We start from the raw sequence: 16,651 nt of genomic DNA, 5'->3' as shown, positions 1-16,651 counted from the left end.
TTCAGGTTATAACAAAGCCCCAGCTTGTGAAAGTCGGGGCTTTGGGCATAAAAAAGAAGGTGAGAATTTTGACACACCTTCTTTCATTTATTACTTTACCTTTATTCAGCAGCCGTTTTTTTCGCTGCTTTTTTCTTATACTTATCAAGCTCTTTCTGTAACTTTTCAATCTCTTCACCCTGGTTCTTAATCGTTGTAAGAAGCGAATTCAACTCTTCGTTCTCTATCTCAACAGGATACAAAGCATCTACACGGCTGATAAAATCACCTAATATATTCATATAATTGGTAAACGCATCATACGGAGAATCATAAATACCACGATTAAGCCAAATTCCAGTTTTCTTGGTTGTCATAAAACGGAAGTTATTGCTTGCCTGCAAATAGTCCCAGTCCTGCTTGATGCGGCGATCATCACATAAATGAACACGACCAGCCACACTATACAATTTATTAAACGCCTCACGCTGCATCACATTACCCAGCCAACAACTCGTATCTCTTTCCTCATCGGCCCATGACATCGGATAAGGAACATCGACTTGATCTACAGACTTGAACTTTGTCACGATTTCAGACGGAGTCGAGAATGAAATGCCCTTTTCTTTCGCACAAGCCGGCAAAGCCTTCATGAACTGCAGGATATTCGAAGACAACGGTTGTGCAATACCCAAGGCAGAAAGCTCCATAAAAATATTGATAACCTGTTCTTCTTCCGGTAACCCCGCAATCCAACCGATATATTTATCTGCAAATAACGGATATTCGCTCCAATCCGAATTAGAGAAACGCAGACTAATGTCGTCCGACAGTTTGAAATCACGAAGCAAAATCTTCAAATTAGGATTATAGGCACAATGGTACACATAATGCGGGCTCTTCCATCCCAACACATGTTTGGCACCTTCGGTCAAAATACCCTTAAATCCCATACTTGCAACAACCGATCCAATCTCATTCGAATAAATCAAGCTGGAATTACGGAAAACCTTGGGAGTTTGTCCAAAAACTTGTTTGATCTTCGCACTCATTCTGGAAACTTCTTCACGGAAACATTCTTCATTAGCCAAAGAAGAAAGCCCATGAGAATAAGGTTCGCACAAAAATTCGCAACAACCTGTGTCATTCAATTGATGCAACAGGTCTATCACAGCGGGAGAATAGATCTCCAACTGTTCCAAAGCCACACCCGAAATAGAAAAAGCGACTTTAAAAGCTCCTCCGTTATTCTTTACCATTTCAAGCAAAGTGGTCAATGCCGGAATATAAGAACGCTCTGCAATCTCCGTGATACTGCGTTCATTTTCATAATCATCATAATAGTAATGATCCGTACCGATATCGAAACAACGATAGCGTTTCAGATGTATGATTTGATGTATTTCAAAATAAAGACAGATTGTTTTCATATCTAATGTTGTTTTATTATTTACCGTAATTCTTTAAGACATTCTCATAAAGAGCGCGAATACGCAAGCCGACTTTTTCCCATGTGATGCCATCGACCTCTTTCTTTCCTTCCACCTGAAGATATTCGAACAAAGACGGATTCGTGCAGATCGAATAAATAGCGTCAGCCATTGCATGAATATCCCAATAGTCCGTCTTAATCACCTTGTCGAGAATTTCCCCACAACCGGACTGTTTGGAAATAATGGAAGGTGTTCCGCACTGCATGGCTTCCAACGGGGCAATCCCGAACGGTTCGGAAACAGAAGGCATCACAAAGACGTCACTGTTCTTGTAAGCTTCATATACCTGCCTTCCACGTTGAAACCCGGGAAAATGGAAACGGTCGGCAATTCCACGCTCGGCGGCCAAATTAATCATAGCGTCCAGCATATCACCCGAACCTGCCATAATGAAGCGGATATTACGTGTACGTTTCAAAACAAGCGCTGCTGCCTCGACAAAATATTCCGGTCCTTTTTGCATGGTGATACGTCCCAGGAAAGTCACGACCTTTTCCTTTTTATGCTCCGGACGAGGAATGTCCAAAAGTTCTTGCGACAACGGATAAACCGCATTATGCATGGCAAAACATTTCCGCGGATCCTGATGATACTCCCGGATAACCGTCTGCCGTGTCAATTCAGATACACACATAATACAATCCGCATAATCCATACCGTTCTTTTCCGTTGCGTATACGGTCGGGTTAACCTTTCCGCGTGAACGGTCGAAATCGGTTGCATGAACATGAATGCAAAGAGGCTTACCACTCACCATCTTAGCATGCACGCCGGCCGGATATGTCAACCAATCGTGGGCATGAATAATATCAAATTGCTGCTGGCGAGCAACGACACCCGCTATAATCGAGAAATTATTGATCTCGTCATGCAGGTTAGCAGGATACCCTCCGGCAAACTCCATACACCCCAAATCATTTACATTCAGATATGAGAAATCGGCATAGATATGGTCACGGAAAGCATAATACTGCTCCGGCGTCATATAATTGGGAAGCCTGGACTTCAAATAATCATAATTGATATCCCGCCATACGACAGGTACTTGATTCATACCTATAATATTCAGGAAACCTTCTTCTTCACCGGTAGGCTTCGGCAAACAGAAAGTCGTTTCCACATCATTCTGCAGACTCAGACCTTTAGTAATACCATAAGAGGCAACCGCAAGACCACCATATATTTTGGGAGGAAATTCCCATCCAAACATTAACACTTTCATACAGGCTCCTCCTTTCAATAGTTATATTTGCTTAATAAGTATAATATTCTCAATATTTCTGCAACATTCATTGCGAATGATATAGCTCCACGCCCCTTGAACGGAGGATTACCGTCAAACAATTCTGAAATGGACCCGATACAATGAGACGACATTTCATCTTCGTACCCAATCAGATAACGTTCGATAAACCCTATACCGCTCATCTTATAGATACGAAGATATGCCTCAAAATAGAAACCTGCCAGCCAAGGCCAGGCCGTTCCCTGATGATAAGCATAATCACGCTGGATCTGAGGACCGACATAATTAGGATTATACCCACCGCTCTTCGGGCTCAAGGAACGGAGTCCTTTAGGAGTAAGCAACTCTTTCGTCACAATATCGAGTACACCTTTTTTCTGGCTGGAATTCAAAGGAGAATAATCAAATGCCACGGCAAATATCATATTCGGACGCACACTCCACTCCATCATGTTACCATCGACATAATCGAGCAAATAGCCATATTCATTCAAGAACACATTGACAAACGACTTCCCGCTTTTCTCGGCCAAAGCTCCCAATGATTCAGCCAAAGCATTATTTCCGGCCTCACCCGACAATTCTCCTGCAAACCGCAAAGCGTTATACCACAATGTATTGATCTCAACAATATATCCTGTACGCGGAATAACGGGATGTCCGTTAACCGTCGAGTTCATCCATGTTACAGCCCTATTCGTCCCATAGGTATAAAGCAATCCATTATCATGCAGAATCAGATTCGGATGTTTATCCTGACAGAGGAACCTCATGATATCTTCCAACAATACACCATATTTCCCGCGGCATGCCTCACGTGAAACCATTTTAGCATATTGCTGAATGCACCAAACAGCCCAAAGCAAGATATCGGGATGCTCCATTTCATAAATCTTGATCTGGCTCGGTTCATTACGGATAAAATTATAAATCGCCTTACAGGCCGTTTCCATTACCATTTCAAACTTGGAAACCTCATTGATAGCCAAAGTCAGCCCCGGCAAAGAAATAAACAAATCGCGTGCCCTGCACTTGAACCACGGATAACCGGCTAAAATATAAAATTCATTTTCCTGCTTATTTAAGAATTGATGTGCTGCATTGATCAGGCAATGTCGGAAAGTATCGCGAGGTGTACGTTCTTCAACCTCGTCTTCAAAAGTCTTTTTCAACGAACGAGTTCCTATTTCAGAAACCCCACCGGAAAAGACGATGCTTTCCCCTTTCTTTATCTCAACCTCAAAATATCCGGGAACATACAGATCTTCGTTAAAGTCATAGCCTCTCTCCTGCTCTTTCGGATATTCGATACCCCGATACCAATCAGGCAGATAATGAAACTCATTCTTTTTGTTCAGTTGCATATACAATTCAGGATAGCCCGGATACATACAGGTTTTGATACCATTCGACACAACCTGATATTCGCGACTGGCCTGGGCATTCTCGTGTGTATATTCACGGACACTGCGAAACGCTAAAAACGGACGCAAGCGCAATATTGTTGCCGAATGGGCATCCAACAACGTATAACGGATCAAGATTCGATTCTCATGATGCACAAACAACTTCTCTTTTTTCAGAATAACACCTCCTACACGATAGATCGTCGTAGGAACTTTCTCGCATTCGAACTCACGAATGTACTTATGACCTCTCGGACTGTAATTATCCCCCTGATACTTATGAAGCCCCAAGTTAAATTCGGCACCATGCTGTATGACAGTTTCATCCAATGACGACAACAATACGTGATTCTCATCATCCAGTTCCGGAACCGGAATTACAAGTAATCCGTGATATTTTCTTGTGTTGCAATCAACGATAGTTGTACAATGATAGGCTCCCGAACGATTCGTACGAAGAATTTCTCTTGGCAGCGCTTCTTCCAGGTTCGTCATAAGAGTCTTGTCAAATTTAAGATAACTCATATTTTTATATTTGGTTTTAAGTTTATGCTTTAACGTGATAACATATAAATTGCTTTTGTATCTTGACCAAAAGTATCACTTAAAAAATAAAAAAACAAATTCACTTTCATATTTATTTAGAAATTTCATTTTTACGATTTAAAAACAGTTTGATTGATAATCTGTTACAAATATGCCAAAGTGGATATATGTGTTGTCAAACACATGCCAAGCTGTTAAAAACTTCCAAATCCGGCAGTTTGGCATCGTCTGGCAATCAATGCATTTTTATTTGCCGATTATTCCGTACCTTTGTTATATAATAAATCAACACGAAAGAACATGAAACAAAATAGAGAAAATCCCTTTTTCGAGACTTATCGGACTCCGTTCGGAACTCCTCCGTTCGACCAGATCGAAACAGAACAGTATGAACCAGCTTTCGACGAAGGAATCTGGCAATTGGACGAGGAAGTCCGAGCCATTGCCGACAATACGGAACTTCCTACATTCGAGAACACAATCATAGCACTCGAACGCAGCGGCAAGCTGCTGGATAAAGTCATCTCGGCTTTCTTCAACGTATTGAATGCAGAAGCAGACGACGAGATGATGGATATCTCGCAACGAGTATCCCCCAAACTGTCGGAAAGCTCCAACAATATTTATTTGAACGAACAACTATTCGCACGCGTAAAGAGTGTCTACGACCGGAAAGATGAACTGCATCTCCCGATGGAAGACGCACGTCTGCTGGAGAAGACATTCGAAGCTTTTTGCGCACGTGGCGCCGCACTCGGACCCGAAGAGAAAGAAAAATACCGTAAACTCAGTTCCGAGTTAAGCCTTCTTTCCCTCACATTCGATCAGAACGCATTGAAAGACAAGAACCGCTACGAACTGTTGCTAACAAAAGAAGACGAACTGGAAGGACTACCGGAAAGCATACGCGAAGCTGCCGCACTCAGGGCTAAAGAAAAAGGAAAAACCGGATGGCTGTTCAATCTCTCGGCCCCAAGCTACGTGCCTTTCATGCGTTACTCAGCTTTGCGCGGGTTACGGGAAAAGATGTATCGGGAATATATGAGCATAGGTAACAAAGGGGATGAATACGACAACAAGGAAATCATACGGAAAATCGTCAATATCCGCCTGGAAATCGCAAGACTGATGGGATATGCCAACTATGCCGACTACAAATTGAAACATACGATGGCCAAAACTCCCGCACGCGTCTATAAACTGCTGAATGAGTTATTGGATGCCTACAAGCCGGTAGCCCGGAACGAATACGAGGCCGTACAAGGATTTGCTTCGGAAACGGAAAAAGAAAACATAACGGTCATGCCTTGGGATTGGAGCTATTATTCCGAAAAACTGAAAGACATCCGTTTCAACGTGAATGATGAAATGACGCGTCCCTATTTCGAACTGAATCATGTAAAGAAAGGCGTGTTCGGTCTGGCTACGCAATTATATGGCATCACTTTTAAAGAGAATAAAGAGATTCCGGTTTATCATCCCGAAGTAGAGGCATACGAGGTCTACGATGCCGACGGGAAGTTTCTTTCCATATTATATACAGACTTTCATCCGCGCGACGGGAAACAGTCGGGTGCCTGGATGAACAGCATAAAGGAACAATACCGGGATCAAGACGGCAAAGACAGCCGGCCCCAAATCATTATCGTAATGAACTTCACACGTCCGACCGAGACGAAGCCTTCTTTGTTGACTTTTGACGAGGTCAACACGCTGTTGCACGAATTCGGGCATGCCCTGCACGGTATGTTTGCCGAAGGATCATACGCGAGCCTTTCCGGTACAAATGTCTATCGTGACTTTGTGGAACTTCCTTCCCAACTGATGGAAAACTGGCTGACAGAGAAAGAGTTTCTGGATCAGATCGCCATCCACTACAAAACCGGGGAAAAAATCCCGCAAGAATTAGTACAGAAATTAATAGACGCTTCCAATTTCAACGCAGGATATGCCTGCTGCCGTCAACTGAGCTTCGGTTTCTTAGATATGGCCTGGCATACCCGAACAGAACCATTCGGCGAAGATGTTATCTCTTTCGAGAAGGAAGCCTGGAAACAGACCGTGATCGTCCCCGAAGTTCCCGGAACCTTGATGAGCAGCAGTTTCGGACACATCTTCTCCGGTGGATATTCAGCCGGCTATTACGGCTATAAATGGGCAGAGGTCCTGGATGCCGATGCTTTCTCGGTCTTCAAAGAGACGGGAATCTTCAACCGGGAAACAGCCCGTTCTTTCCGTAAAAACATCCTATCGAAAGGCGGAACCGAAGATCCGGATATCCTGTACAAACGTTTCCGGGGAAAAGATGCGGAAATCGGTGCCCTGTTAAAAAGAAACGGAATAGAACCAGGCGGACCATCCGCATCCGTCCAGAGCCGGATGCAAGTCTGATTTGTTTTCGAGGTTGCCTTCTATGGTATTTTTATGATACACGCTTGAACAAAAAAACTTCGAACCTATTCCATTTATCCCAAATATATGTACCTTTGCCTACTATTTATATAATTTAAGGTATATAAAATCAGAAGACGATGTGCGATAAGAAGGAAAAGCAACTCGAATTGGATAAGCGCTATCTCAGAATGGCGGCCGTATGGGCTGAAAATTCGTATTGCAAGAGACGCCAGGTTGGGGCACTGATAGTAAAAGACCAAATGATTATCTCTGACGGATATAACGGTACGCCATCCGGTTTCGAGAATGTTTGCGAAGACGAGAACAATGTTACCAAACCTTACGTTCTGCATGCGGAAGCCAATGCCATTACGAAAGTGGCCGCTTCGTCCAACAGCAGTAAAGGTGCAACGATCTACGTCACCTCCGCCCCTTGCATCGAATGTGCCAAGCTCATCATCCAGTCTGGGATCAAGCGGGTGGTATACTCTGAAAAATATAGGGTGGAAGATGGTTGCAACCTATTACGTCGCGCTGGTGTTATTATAGATTATATAGAAATAAACGACTAAAGATACGTTTTATGGACAAGAACAAAAGGCTGGCTGTATGGTTGCCTGTGATTATAGCATTAAGTATTGCTCTCGGGATATTTGTAGGGAATCATTACCTCAGACTGACACAAGGAAAGAGGCATATTTATTCCAGTGGAAATAAAATCAATGCCATCCTCGACATTATCGACGAACAGTATGTCGATACAGTCGATATGAAACAATTAGTGGAAGATGCCATTCCTAAGGTCTTCAGCGAACTGGACCCGCATTCCGTGTATATACCGGTAAAGGATGCCCAACGGGCAAATGAAGACCTGGAAGGATCGTTCAGCGGCATCGGGGTTTCATTCAATATACAGACCGATACCATTCTGGTTATCAACGTCATTCCGGGGGGACCTTCAGAGAAGGCCGGCTTGAAGCCCTTCGACCGTATCATCACGATCAACGACTCCCTGTATGCCGGCAACAAAAGTGACCAGGAAGTCATCATGAAGACTCTGCGTGGTGCGAAGAACAGTACGGTCAAGTTAGGCATAAAACGTAAAAACGAACCGGAACTGTTGTATTTCGACGTGACGCGCGGCGATGTCCCCGTCAGTTCGGTCGACGTGTCTTACGAGGTAAGCAAAGGAATCGGCTACATCAAGGTAAGCAAATTCGGCCGTACCACTTATAATGAATTTATCACAGCAATCGCCAAGCTGAAACAGGCAGGTTGTACCTCATTCGTGATCGACCTTCGCGGTAACACGGGCGGTTATATGGATGCCGCCATCAATATGGTAAACGAATTCATGCCGGAAGGCCGCCTGATCGTATACACGGAAGGAAAAGCATTCCCGCGCAACGATGTCTATACGAACGGCACAGGTACTTGCCAGGATGCTCCGATTGTAGTCTTGACAGACGAGTTCTCGGCTTCCGCCAGTGAAATCTTCTCCGGAGCTATCCAAGACAATGACCGCGGGCTGATTATCGGCCGCCGTACTTTCGGAAAAGGCTTGGTCCAGTCGCCGATCCAGTTAAGCGACGGTTCGGAAATCCGCCTGACGATCGCACGCTATTACACGCCGTCTGGACGTTGTATCCAGAAAAAGTACGAACTGGGTAAAGACAGCGAATACGAACAGGACATCTACCAACGTTTCATGCACGGTGAATTTGATTCTGCCGACAGCATCAAGCTGAACAACAGCGAAAAATACGAAACCGTGATGGGACGCCCCGTTTACGGCGGCGGCGGTATCATGCCGGATATCTTCATCCCGCGTGACACAAGCGGTGTGACTTCCTATTTCTCCAACGTAGTCAATTCCGGTATGTTGAACCTATATGCACTCGAATACTCGGATCGCAATTACGACAAGTTGGCTTCTTTCAAGACCTATCAGGACTTACACAAATACCTGCAACAACAACCACTGCTTTCCGATTTCACCAATTATGCCGCAGCAAAAGGGATCAAGAAACGTCCGCACCTGATCAACATATCAGGCAAACTGATCGAGAAACAGATCCAGGCCTACATCGTCCGTAACTTCTTCGACGAAGCCGGCTTCTATCCAATATTCCAGAACGATGACATCACGCTGAAACGCGCCGTCAAAGTCCTGAACGAAGGCAAATCATTCCCGACACTGGAGAACAAAAACAATACGCCCAATGGAATTGCGCAAAGCCAAACAAACGCTTCGAGAGGATATGGCTTCCTTAAAGAGATCATATACGAAGACTACATTGCTGGATCTCTCTGCTAAGATAATGGATCGGCTGGAAGAGACAGACCTCTTCCAGCAAGCTTCGTGCATTGCACTATACCATGCCATCCCCGGCGAAGTGCAGACTGCCGGACTGATCGAAAAATGGTACCGGAAAAAGAGATTATTGCTCCCTCTTATAAAAGGGAATGATCTTCAATTGCTCTTGTATGCAGGAAAAGAATCACTCAAAACGGGTGTTTTCGGGATATTGGAACCAAGCGAAGATTGTGAAGCCGTACCGGAAAGCGAAATAGACCTGATCATTGTTCCGGGTGTCGCCTTCGACCGCCAGCATAACCGCCTCGGACGGGGAAAAGGATTTTATGACCGACTGCTTTCGACACTGGATGTTCCTAAAATCGGAATCTGCTATGACTTCCAGTTAAAGGATCAGATTCCGGCCGAGCCGTTCGACCGGAAAATGGACTTGATCATAACTGAAAAAGAAATATTGTGATTCAGATCTTATCCGTTTGCAACAGCTCCATAACCTTAGCATCCGCCTTGGCTCTTATCTCCGGTGTGATGCTATCCTTCACGATTTTCAGGACAAGTCCCATCACGGCTACATCGTCAGTAAAGCCGATCACCGGAAGAAGACCTTCCGGTATCAGGTCGAACGGCAGAATAAAATAGCCTAAAGCTCCTATGATATAAGCCTTATGTTGTAACGGAACATCTTTATCGTGCAGCAGATAATAAAGCTGGAAGACAGGGCGTATCACCGTCGCACCGACTTTCTTTGCAACCCGTTGTACTTTTTGCCAGAATTTATTTTCAGAATAGTATGTGCCATACTTTTCCACTTCATAAACCTCTTCAAACGGAACTTCTTCTATCTTTTTTGCATCCATAATGATTCAACTCTTTTATCTGATAACTATATCTTGTATAACTTCCGAACCGGCATAATCGTTCAAGCTCTTCACCAGACGTTCCCGGCACAACACCAATTCACTTCTCAAGACGGAAGAAGTGAGGGAAACATACAGCACTTTGTCTTTTACATATATATTACGAGTGTACTGAGCGACCATCGGCCCCAGTATCTCGCCCCAGGCCCGCATGACACGGATTTCCAGTATCTTCCCCCTCAACTCAGCATTATCCTCGAAAAACTCCCGGATCGCATCGCCCAACGTCTGTGCATTCCGGTGCATCATTCCGCTTCCTCCATCGGTTGCACTTCACCCTGTTCGACCCTGAACAGAGCGTAGCCGTGATTGATCGATTGCAGGATGGCGTCCAAATATTTCCGGTTCGTATCAGTAATGAAAATCTGCCCGAACTGGTCGCCGCTCACCAGCTTGACGATCTGCTCCACCCGGTCGGCATCCAGCTTGTCGAAAATATCGTCCAACAGAAGGATCGGACGCGCTTGCCCCCTGCAGGAAAGAAACACATACTGAGCCAGCTTGAGGGCAATCAGATACGTCTTGTTCTGCCCTTGCGAACCGACACGGCGGATCAGGTGGCCGTTCAACGTCATCTCCAGTTCATCCTTGTGAATGCCGGTCGAGGTATAACCGAGTATGCGGTCACGTTCCCGATTGGCAGCCAGCATATCCGCCAGGCTCCCCTTCTCCAACTGGGAGATATACCGCAAACCGACCTGTTCGGTCGAACGGCAGATCGTCTGGTAATATTCGTTGAAGATCGGGATAAAATCATTCACCAACATCTGCCGCTTCTCGTACACCATCCGGCCGTACATGTCCAGCTGCATTTCCAGCACTTCATAAAGGGAAGCGTCGATACACTGGTCCTTCAACAGCGAATTCCGCTGAAGCAAGGCTTTATTATATTGTATCAACGCATGCAGATAAGGCTTGTCCTGCTGCGAAATAATCACATCGAGAAAGCGGCGACGTTCTTCGCTCCCGCCTTGTATCAGTTCCGAATCGGCTGGCGAAACCATCACTAATGGCAACAGACCGATATGCTCCGACAGTTTGTCGTACTCTTTTTTATTCCGCTTGAACTGTTTCCGCTGCCGGCGACGGATAGCACAAAAGATCTCCTCTTCACGCCCCTCATAGTCATAGTTACCTTGCAACACGCACATATCCTGACCATTGTTGATCAGCTGGGAATCGGGCGTATTGATATGGCTTTTACAAAAAGAGAGATAATGAACGGCATCCAACAGATTGGTCTTTCCCATTCCGTTATTCCCGAAAAAACAATTTATTTCGGGAGAGAAAGAAACTTCTGCCTGGAGAATGTTTTTATAATTGAGTATAGAAAGCTTTTTAAGTATCATCCACGCTATATTAGTTGCACAAAATTAAAAAATATACTTCTAAGTATAGATTTTCTCAGTAAAAAAAACTACTTTTGCGACTTGAATTGCCACAGGCATAAAACAATGATAAAATAATAACAACTATAAAACATTATGGCTACTAAGGAAAAAGACACCAACAAAGAGTTAGAGGTCGAAGAAATTGTTTCGAGATCGGAGCAGTTCATTGAAAACAATTCAAAGAAAATCATTTATGGTATTATAGCACTCGCTCTCGTTGTTGGAGCTGTTTTGGGTATCAAGCACGGATATTTGATTCCGCAGGAGAAAAAAGCCGCAGCAGCTATGTTCAAAGGCGAACAATATTTTGCAAAAGACTCTTTCAACCTGGCACTGAACGGAAACGGTGCGGATTATGAAGGATTCGAAGCTATCATCGACCAATACGGAAGCACATCGGCCGGTAACTTGGCAAAGGCTTATGCCGGTATCTGCTATTTCAAGATGGGCGACAATGAAAAAGCATTGGATCTGCTGAAATCTTTCAGCGGCAGCGACGACATGATCTCGCCGGCTATCACGGGCCTGATCGGTGACTGCTATGTAAATATGGGCAACGTAAAAGAAGGTATCAGCTATTTCGAAAAAGCAGCCAAGCAGGCAAGCAACGAAGTGATCAGCCCGACTTACCTGAAGAAAGCCGGTATCGCTTATGAAAGCCTGAAACAATATGGTGATGCTGTTAAGGCATACACGACGATTAAGGAAAAATACTTCAATTCAATGGAAGCTTCCGATATCGACAAATATATCACCCGTGCTTCGGCATTGAACAAATAACGTATACACATTATTATAATCATATAAGAGGATGTCTCGTCAAACAAGGCATCCTCTTCTTTTAAGAACAAAAAATATGGCAACAGCTTATCAGAATTTATCGGAGTACGACTTTAACAGTGTTCCTGACGGATCGGAAGTGACTGTCGGAATCGTCGTAGCGGAATGGAACAAGCACATCACCGAAAAGCTATTGGAAGGCGCCTGCAACACATTGGAAAAACATGGCGTCAAAGCCGAAAACATATTTGTAAAACGAGTACCAGGCAGCTTCGAACTGACTTTTGGCGCAAAAAAAATGGCTGAAACAAAAGAAGTGGATGCCGTTATCGTTTTGGGCTGCGTCGTAAGAGGAGATACTCCTCATTTCGATTATGTCTGTTCAGGCGTTACGCAGGGCATTACAGAATTAAATCTTATGTACGATATTCCATTCATTTTCGGCTTGTTAACGACAGACACTATGCAACAGTCCGAAGACCGTGCAGGTGGCAAGTACGGAAACAAAGGAGATGAAGCGGCAGTAACAGCTCTTAAAATGGTAAATTTTTCTGCCTAAACGCTTGCAGGTTTCAAAAATAATCGTACCTTTGCACTGCAATTGAAAATAACGGGGGCAGTTACCAGAGTGGCCAAATGGGGCTGACTGTAACTCAGCTGGCTTTCGCCTTCGGTGGTTCGAATCCATCACTGCCCACAAATTAATTGCGGAAGTAGCTCAGTTGATAGAGCATTAGCCTTCCAAGCTGAGGGTCGCGGGTTTGAGCCCCGTCTTCCGCTCTCAAGAAGAGGAAAATCGAAAGGTTTTCCTCTTTTTTTATTTGGCAGTCTGCATTTATTTACATTCTTTTGGAAGGATCCATCCATCATCTATTGGGGCGATATCCGAAAAAGAAAAGAAAAAAAACTATATGCCGTAGACGGAGACACTGAAGATGCCATATATGTATATGACTTGCCCACCCCTTGATTGGTTTCATCTTTCATTTTCTAAAGATATTGAAGTAAAAACACTCCTTTCTTCAATGAATATCACTACTTTTGTCATTGTGTTTACTAACTACAAAAACAAGGATATATGAAAAAGATGAAATGGCTGTATGTACTACTGGCCACATTCCTGCTGACAAGTTGCGGAACGCTCATGCAACCCTATCAAATGGATAGTAAGATGAAAGACATCGAATTAGGCATGACCAAAAAGAAAGTGATCTCCATATTGGGAAAAGATTTCGAATCGGCAGGTGCCCGCATGACCTCCGAAGGTTCGATCGAAACCATCAGCTACAAGACAGCTTCCATGACTGAAAATACGGAAGGGTATTACCTGTTAAGTTTCAAAGACGGAAAATTGGTTGAGTGGTTTAAGGAAAAATATCCGGTACACAACCACCAGCACTAATTGTCGCAAACGACAATGTACAAATAAGGCAGATGCCTCCGGGCATCTGCCTTATCTCTTTTACGGTTATAAACCTTTTTCGATACATGTACCCGGTTGAAACTGACCGGATGACCGTGATTCTCAATCTCCGCTTCCCTACTTCCTTTTCGGTTCGCTTTGATGTAATCCATAAATGAATCTTTTTTCTTTGTTTTCATACGAATAATATTTAACGTGACAAAGGTACGGATAATATCTGAAGTTGGTTCAGTCTTTCCTGAAATGTACGGAAATACATAAAAAGCCCCGACACTATCGCCTGTTCTCATGGAGCAACTGATCCGTAACATACCGTAAACTATCTCAAAAGTCATAGTAAACTAATTCAAGACATACTTCATATTATTCATATGTAGTACTACCAATAGACGATACGTAGTACCACATATCGTCTATTGGTAGTACTACGTATCGTCTATAAATAGTAACTACCAACAGATACTTTACGATATGTTATCATTTAGTTTCTGGGGTGTTTTGACTTAGTTGATGGCATGAAACGGCTTAGTCTACCGGTTACCTGAGGATTGGTTTTAGGCGGTGTCGGTAAGATATCGTAACCAGTTCTTCTGCTTGAAAAGCCTGATTAAGGCTTTTGCTCCGGATAAGTACGTTTGGGATTCTTTGGAAACCAGCCTTTCAAGACGCGCTCTTCCTGCTCGAAAACTTCCTTTATCGTCCAGAAAGAGGAAAAGGCAAAGACGCCGCAGATAGCCGAGACGAAAACGCTTTCAACCAGCAGGGAAGCGACAGTTCCCGCTATTCCCAAAACAAGAAAGATCCACCAGCATTTCGTGCCCCAATAATATTCCGCTTTCACCACAACCGGATGAAAAAGCCCGATAATCAAAAAGGTAGCAATACCTATCAACAATCCATCAAAGTTAATCATGTCCATATTTGTTTACGATTTAAGACAGGCCTATCTGCCTGTAATGACAAAGATACGAAGAAATATGTATCGTCCATGATAAATTATTTCTATCCACTTATCGATAATTCTATCAAACAAAACAAAAAAAGAGGCATCCTTGTTGCAGGAAACCTCTTCATTATATCGAAAATCCGTTTTCTATTAGTTAGCTGGAGCTTCTTCTTCAGAAGAAGAAACGGGAGCTGTCGCAGGTTGCTGGGCAGTGCCAAAGTCAGGAGCAACCGTATTCGGATCGATTGTTACGGCATTATTTATCTGTTCTTTGATTTCAGACTGATTCGCGTGCTGAGCTCTCGGAATAAAAGCAGTAATCACAATACTTAAAACAACAACAGTGCCGGCAAGAGTCCAGGTTGCTTTTTCAAGAAAGTCTGTGGTTTTGCGTACCCCCATAATTTGGTTGGAAGAAGAGAATCCTGAAGCCAGACCTCCACCTTTCGAGTTCTGAATCAATACAATCAAGATCAATAGTATAGATGCGATCAGGATTAAGATAGAAATAAATACGTACATCTTTGTTTTATTTTTTAGTGTTAATAATCAACTTTTCCAGAAATCTGATTTGGTCTGCAAAGTAAACATTTTTTTCTGGATATTTCAAGTTTAAGTTTTTAATTATTTGCAATGCCTTCTCATATCGCTTCTGTTTTACATAAATATGAGCTAATGTTTCCGTAAAATAGGAGTCATCCAGCGGTTTATGCTGGTTCTCCTCCAACTCCGCCAGATTTCCGGGAACAGGTGCTCCGGTTGTCTCCATATCCAGGTTCAGACCACTGCCGGGAGTCCGCTGTTCTTCATTTTTTATAAAAGAATCGATCAGATCGTGATGTTGCAAACGGACTTCTTCTTCCTCTTCTTTTTCCTCCACCTGCCCGTTTTCCTTCGTCAATGACCAATAGATGTAATCCGACGAAACGGACGGCTGGAACAGAAGAGACGCATCCGTCTTCGGTTCTTCCTCCTCACGATTGGACAGGAAAGCATCGATCAGTGAAAAAGCATCTTCACGGGTTGGATTTTCCTCTTTCGCTGACTGGAGCTGCAAACCGAACCGTTCACCTTCTATCAGGGTGAACAACTTCCTACGGTCAGGGACATAGATTGCCATCTTCTTCAATTCTGCGCCAAAACGTATATCGTTCAAGACCGCCAGGTTCTTCAGGTAAAGCATCCGGGCAATCTGGAAATATGGGAATTCATCGACGATCTGCTTTAACTGCTGAAGTGTATCCTCAGTCAGCAGGGCCGGGCTCTCCATTAGTCGATATAGATCAGCAGCTTTCATTTTTACCAGTTGGCAACCGTTGCATTATAAATTTGATCGACAAGCTCGTCAATAATCTCTTCCGATAACTGGTCCTGTACCTGTTGCAACATCTGAGTCGCATCGAATTCACGGTATGCCGAAAAGCTCTGCTCAAAATCCTCATCCGGATTCACCCGGTTGGCATAACGAACCCGAACCGTAATCGTCAACTTGGTCTGTGAGGCATAAGCATCTTCTTTTACAGCCATAGGAGTCAGGTCATAGCCCGTAATTTCACCCTCCAGGTCCAAGTCGCCGTTGCTCCCCACCAACTGCAGACGGGTCTGACGGATATAAATATCCTTCAATGCTTCCGTAAACTTTTGCGAAAGGGGCGGATAGACTAACGGAGCCTGGTTCGGGAAATCCTTGATCGTGATCGTCTTGACCTTCGTATAATCAATAGAAGCTCCATTAAACTTATAGGAGATCGAACAAGCCGTCACAATCAGCCCGATCAGGCAGAAAAGCCATATCTTATTAATCTTCAACATC

The 16,651-nt window shown here is 43.9% G+C and carries 18 protein-coding genes and 2 tRNA genes; 9 read left to right on the top strand and 11 right to left on the bottom strand.

Annotation, left to right across the window (positions count from 1 at the left end):
* Nucleotides 1–101 precede the first annotated feature (101 nt).
* Genes KTG12_RS09990 through KTG12_RS09980 form a run of 3 tightly spaced genes read right to left on the bottom strand, consistent with a single transcriptional unit; the run spans nt 102 to nt 4,649 of the window.
* Nucleotides 102–1,409: a glycoside hydrolase family 57 protein gene (locus KTG12_RS09990; RefSeq protein WP_005636409.1), complete on the bottom strand. Its 1,308-nt coding sequence runs from the start codon at nt 1,407–1,409 to the stop codon at nt 102–104.
* A 16-nt stretch (nt 1,410–1,425) separates the two neighbouring features.
* On the bottom strand, nt 1,426–2,694 hold the full coding sequence (locus tag KTG12_RS09985) for a glycosyltransferase (protein WP_046452790.1): 1,269 nt from the start codon (nt 2,692–2,694) through the stop codon (nt 1,426–1,428).
* Nucleotides 2,695–2,708: 14 nt separating this feature from the next.
* Nucleotides 2,709–4,649 (bottom strand): glycogen debranching enzyme N-terminal domain-containing protein, encoded by a 1,941-nt coding sequence (locus KTG12_RS09980; protein WP_046452789.1) that lies wholly within the window; start codon nt 4,647–4,649, stop codon nt 2,709–2,711.
* Nucleotides 4,650–4,970: 321 nt separating this feature from the next.
* Between KTG12_RS09980 and KTG12_RS09975 the strand changes: the two genes are divergently transcribed.
* The 4 genes from KTG12_RS09975 (at nt 4,971) to KTG12_RS09960 (ending at nt 9,841) form a co-directional block, all read left to right on the top strand.
* On the top strand, nt 4,971–7,061 hold the full coding sequence (locus tag KTG12_RS09975) for a M3 family metallopeptidase (protein WP_046452134.1): 2,091 nt from the start codon (nt 4,971–4,973) through the stop codon (nt 7,059–7,061).
* A 140-nt stretch (nt 7,062–7,201) separates the two neighbouring features.
* Nucleotides 7,202–7,636 carry a dCMP deaminase family protein gene (locus KTG12_RS09970; RefSeq protein WP_022321553.1) on the top strand — a complete coding sequence of 145 codons (435 nt, stop codon included), beginning with the start codon at nt 7,202–7,204 and terminating at the stop codon, nt 7,634–7,636.
* Between the two features lie 11 nt (nt 7,637–7,647).
* A complete protein-coding gene (locus tag KTG12_RS09965; RefSeq protein ID WP_216945428.1) occupies nt 7,648–9,381 on the top strand; it encodes a S41 family peptidase in 1,734 nt (577 codons plus the stop codon).
* A complete protein-coding gene (locus KTG12_RS09960) occupies nt 9,326–9,841 on the top strand; it encodes a 5-formyltetrahydrofolate cyclo-ligase (RefSeq protein ID WP_005651057.1) in 516 nt (171 codons plus the stop codon). The genes KTG12_RS09965 and KTG12_RS09960 overlap by 56 nt, the downstream gene beginning before the upstream one ends.
* 1 nt (nt 9,842) lies before the next feature.
* On the opposite strand, the gene KTG12_RS09955 is transcribed toward KTG12_RS09960, so the two are convergent.
* Genes KTG12_RS09955 through KTG12_RS09945 form a run of 3 tightly spaced genes read right to left on the bottom strand, consistent with a single transcriptional unit; the run spans nt 9,843 to nt 11,647 of the window.
* A complete protein-coding gene (locus tag KTG12_RS09955) occupies nt 9,843–10,238 on the bottom strand; it encodes a YkvA family protein (RefSeq protein ID WP_005636395.1) in 396 nt (131 codons plus the stop codon).
* A 15-nt stretch (nt 10,239–10,253) separates the two neighbouring features.
* The gene (locus KTG12_RS09950) at nt 10,254–10,547 is read right to left on the bottom strand and encodes a DUF721 domain-containing protein (protein WP_005636393.1); all 294 of its coding nucleotides are present in this window, start codon (nt 10,545–10,547) and stop codon (nt 10,254–10,256) included.
* On the bottom strand, nt 10,544–11,647 hold the full coding sequence (locus KTG12_RS09945; RefSeq protein WP_005636391.1) for a DNA replication/repair protein RecF: 1,104 nt from the start codon (nt 11,645–11,647) through the stop codon (nt 10,544–10,546). The genes KTG12_RS09950 and KTG12_RS09945 overlap by 4 nt, the downstream gene beginning before the upstream one ends.
* A 135-nt stretch (nt 11,648–11,782) precedes the next feature.
* On the opposite strand from KTG12_RS09945, the gene KTG12_RS09940 reads away from it, so the two are divergent.
* The 5 genes from KTG12_RS09940 to KTG12_RS09920 all read left to right on the top strand — a co-directional run bounded on the left by KTG12_RS09940 (nt 11,783) and on the right by KTG12_RS09920 (nt 13,871).
* A complete protein-coding gene (locus tag KTG12_RS09940) occupies nt 11,783–12,469 on the top strand; it encodes a tetratricopeptide repeat protein (RefSeq protein ID WP_005636389.1) in 687 nt (228 codons plus the stop codon).
* A 76-nt stretch (nt 12,470–12,545) separates the two neighbouring features.
* Nucleotides 12,546–13,028 carry a 6,7-dimethyl-8-ribityllumazine synthase gene (gene ribH, locus KTG12_RS09935; protein WP_005636387.1) on the top strand — a complete coding sequence of 161 codons (483 nt, stop codon included), beginning with the start codon at nt 12,546–12,548 and terminating at the stop codon, nt 13,026–13,028.
* Nucleotides 13,029–13,083: 55 nt separating this feature from the next.
* Nucleotides 13,084–13,166 (top strand) — tRNA-Tyr (locus KTG12_RS09930).
* Nucleotides 13,167–13,176: 10 nt separating this feature from the next.
* Nucleotides 13,177–13,249: transfer RNA gene (locus tag KTG12_RS09925), tRNA-Gly, on the top strand.
* A gap of 298 nt (nt 13,250–13,547) precedes the next feature.
* A complete protein-coding gene (locus tag KTG12_RS09920; RefSeq protein WP_005636380.1) occupies nt 13,548–13,871 on the top strand; it encodes a hypothetical protein in 324 nt (107 codons plus the stop codon).
* Here the strand turns inward: KTG12_RS09920 and KTG12_RS09915 are convergent.
* From KTG12_RS09915 to KTG12_RS09895, 5 genes are all read right to left on the bottom strand, one after another.
* Entirely contained in the window at nt 13,868–14,071 is a 204-nt protein-coding gene (locus tag KTG12_RS09915) for a hypothetical protein (RefSeq protein WP_005646539.1), read from the bottom strand. The two genes, KTG12_RS09920 and KTG12_RS09915, sit on opposite strands and share 4 nt — an antisense overlap.
* 428 nt (nt 14,072–14,499) lie before the next feature.
* Nucleotides 14,500–14,811, bottom strand: coding sequence for a DUF4491 family protein (locus KTG12_RS09910; RefSeq protein WP_005636376.1), 312 nt, complete (start codon nt 14,809–14,811; stop codon nt 14,500–14,502).
* 177 nt (nt 14,812–14,988) lie between these two features.
* On the bottom strand, nt 14,989–15,360 hold the full coding sequence (secG, locus tag KTG12_RS09905) for a preprotein translocase subunit SecG (protein WP_005636375.1): 372 nt from the start codon (nt 15,358–15,360) through the stop codon (nt 14,989–14,991).
* Nucleotides 15,361–15,367: 7 nt separating this feature from the next.
* A complete protein-coding gene (locus KTG12_RS09900; protein WP_005636373.1) occupies nt 15,368–16,135 on the bottom strand; it encodes a hypothetical protein in 768 nt (255 codons plus the stop codon).
* 2 nt (nt 16,136–16,137) lie between these two features.
* Nucleotides 16,138–16,650, bottom strand: a complete 513-nt coding sequence (locus KTG12_RS09895) for an LptE family protein (RefSeq protein ID WP_005636371.1) — start codon at nt 16,648–16,650, stop codon at nt 16,138–16,140.
* Nucleotide 16,651 lies beyond the last annotated feature (1 nt).

The sequence above is a fragment of the Parabacteroides sp. MSK.9.14 genome (assembly GCF_019041495.1).
In the GTDB taxonomy this organism is placed as follows: domain Bacteria; phylum Bacteroidota; class Bacteroidia; order Bacteroidales; family Tannerellaceae; genus Parabacteroides; species Parabacteroides merdae.
This window is presented reverse-complemented; position numbering and strand designations above follow the sequence as displayed.

Bases quoted from the DNA above. Each gene is read 5' to 3' on its own strand.
- KTG12_RS09910 (WP_005636376.1), bottom strand. From the start codon at position 14,811: ATGGACATGATTAACTTTGATGGATTGTTGATAGGTATTGCTACCTTT.
- KTG12_RS09945 (WP_005636391.1), bottom strand. From the start codon at position 11,647: ATGATACTTAAAAAGCTTTCTATACTCAATTATAAAAACATTCTCCAG.
- KTG12_RS09965 (WP_216945428.1), top strand. From the start codon at position 7,648: ATGGACAAGAACAAAAGGCTGGCTGTATGGTTGCCTGTGATTATAGCA.
- KTG12_RS09985 (WP_046452790.1), bottom strand. From the start codon at position 2,694: ATGAAAGTGTTAATGTTTGGATGGGAATTTCCTCCCAAAATATATGGT.
- KTG12_RS09960 (WP_005651057.1), top strand. From the start codon at position 9,326: ATGGCTTCCTTAAAGAGATCATATACGAAGACTACATTGCTGGATCTC.
- KTG12_RS09980 (WP_046452789.1), bottom strand. From the start codon at position 4,649: ATGAGTTATCTTAAATTTGACAAGACTCTTATGACGAACCTGGAAGAA.
- KTG12_RS09990 (WP_005636409.1), bottom strand. From the start codon at position 1,409: ATGAAAACAATCTGTCTTTATTTTGAAATACATCAAATCATACATCTG.
- secG (WP_005636375.1), bottom strand. From the start codon at position 15,360: ATGTACGTATTTATTTCTATCTTAATCCTGATCGCATCTATACTATTG.
- KTG12_RS09900 (WP_005636373.1), bottom strand. From the start codon at position 16,135: ATGAAAGCTGCTGATCTATATCGACTAATGGAGAGCCCGGCCCTGCTG.
- ribH (WP_005636387.1), top strand. From the start codon at position 12,546: ATGGCAACAGCTTATCAGAATTTATCGGAGTACGACTTTAACAGTGTT.
- KTG12_RS09970 (WP_022321553.1), top strand. From the start codon at position 7,202: ATGTGCGATAAGAAGGAAAAGCAACTCGAATTGGATAAGCGCTATCTC.
- KTG12_RS09975 (WP_046452134.1), top strand. From the start codon at position 4,971: ATGAAACAAAATAGAGAAAATCCCTTTTTCGAGACTTATCGGACTCCG.
- KTG12_RS09915 (WP_005646539.1), bottom strand. From the start codon at position 14,071: ATGAAAACAAAGAAAAAAGATTCATTTATGGATTACATCAAAGCGAAC.
- KTG12_RS09920 (WP_005636380.1), top strand. From the start codon at position 13,548: ATGAAAAAGATGAAATGGCTGTATGTACTACTGGCCACATTCCTGCTG.
- KTG12_RS09895 (WP_005636371.1), bottom strand. From the start codon at position 16,650: ATGTTGAAGATTAATAAGATATGGCTTTTCTGCCTGATCGGGCTGATT.
- KTG12_RS09950 (WP_005636393.1), bottom strand. From the start codon at position 10,547: ATGATGCACCGGAATGCACAGACGTTGGGCGATGCGATCCGGGAGTTT.
- KTG12_RS09940 (WP_005636389.1), top strand. From the start codon at position 11,783: ATGGCTACTAAGGAAAAAGACACCAACAAAGAGTTAGAGGTCGAAGAA.
- KTG12_RS09955 (WP_005636395.1), bottom strand. From the start codon at position 10,238: ATGGATGCAAAAAAGATAGAAGAAGTTCCGTTTGAAGAGGTTTATGAA.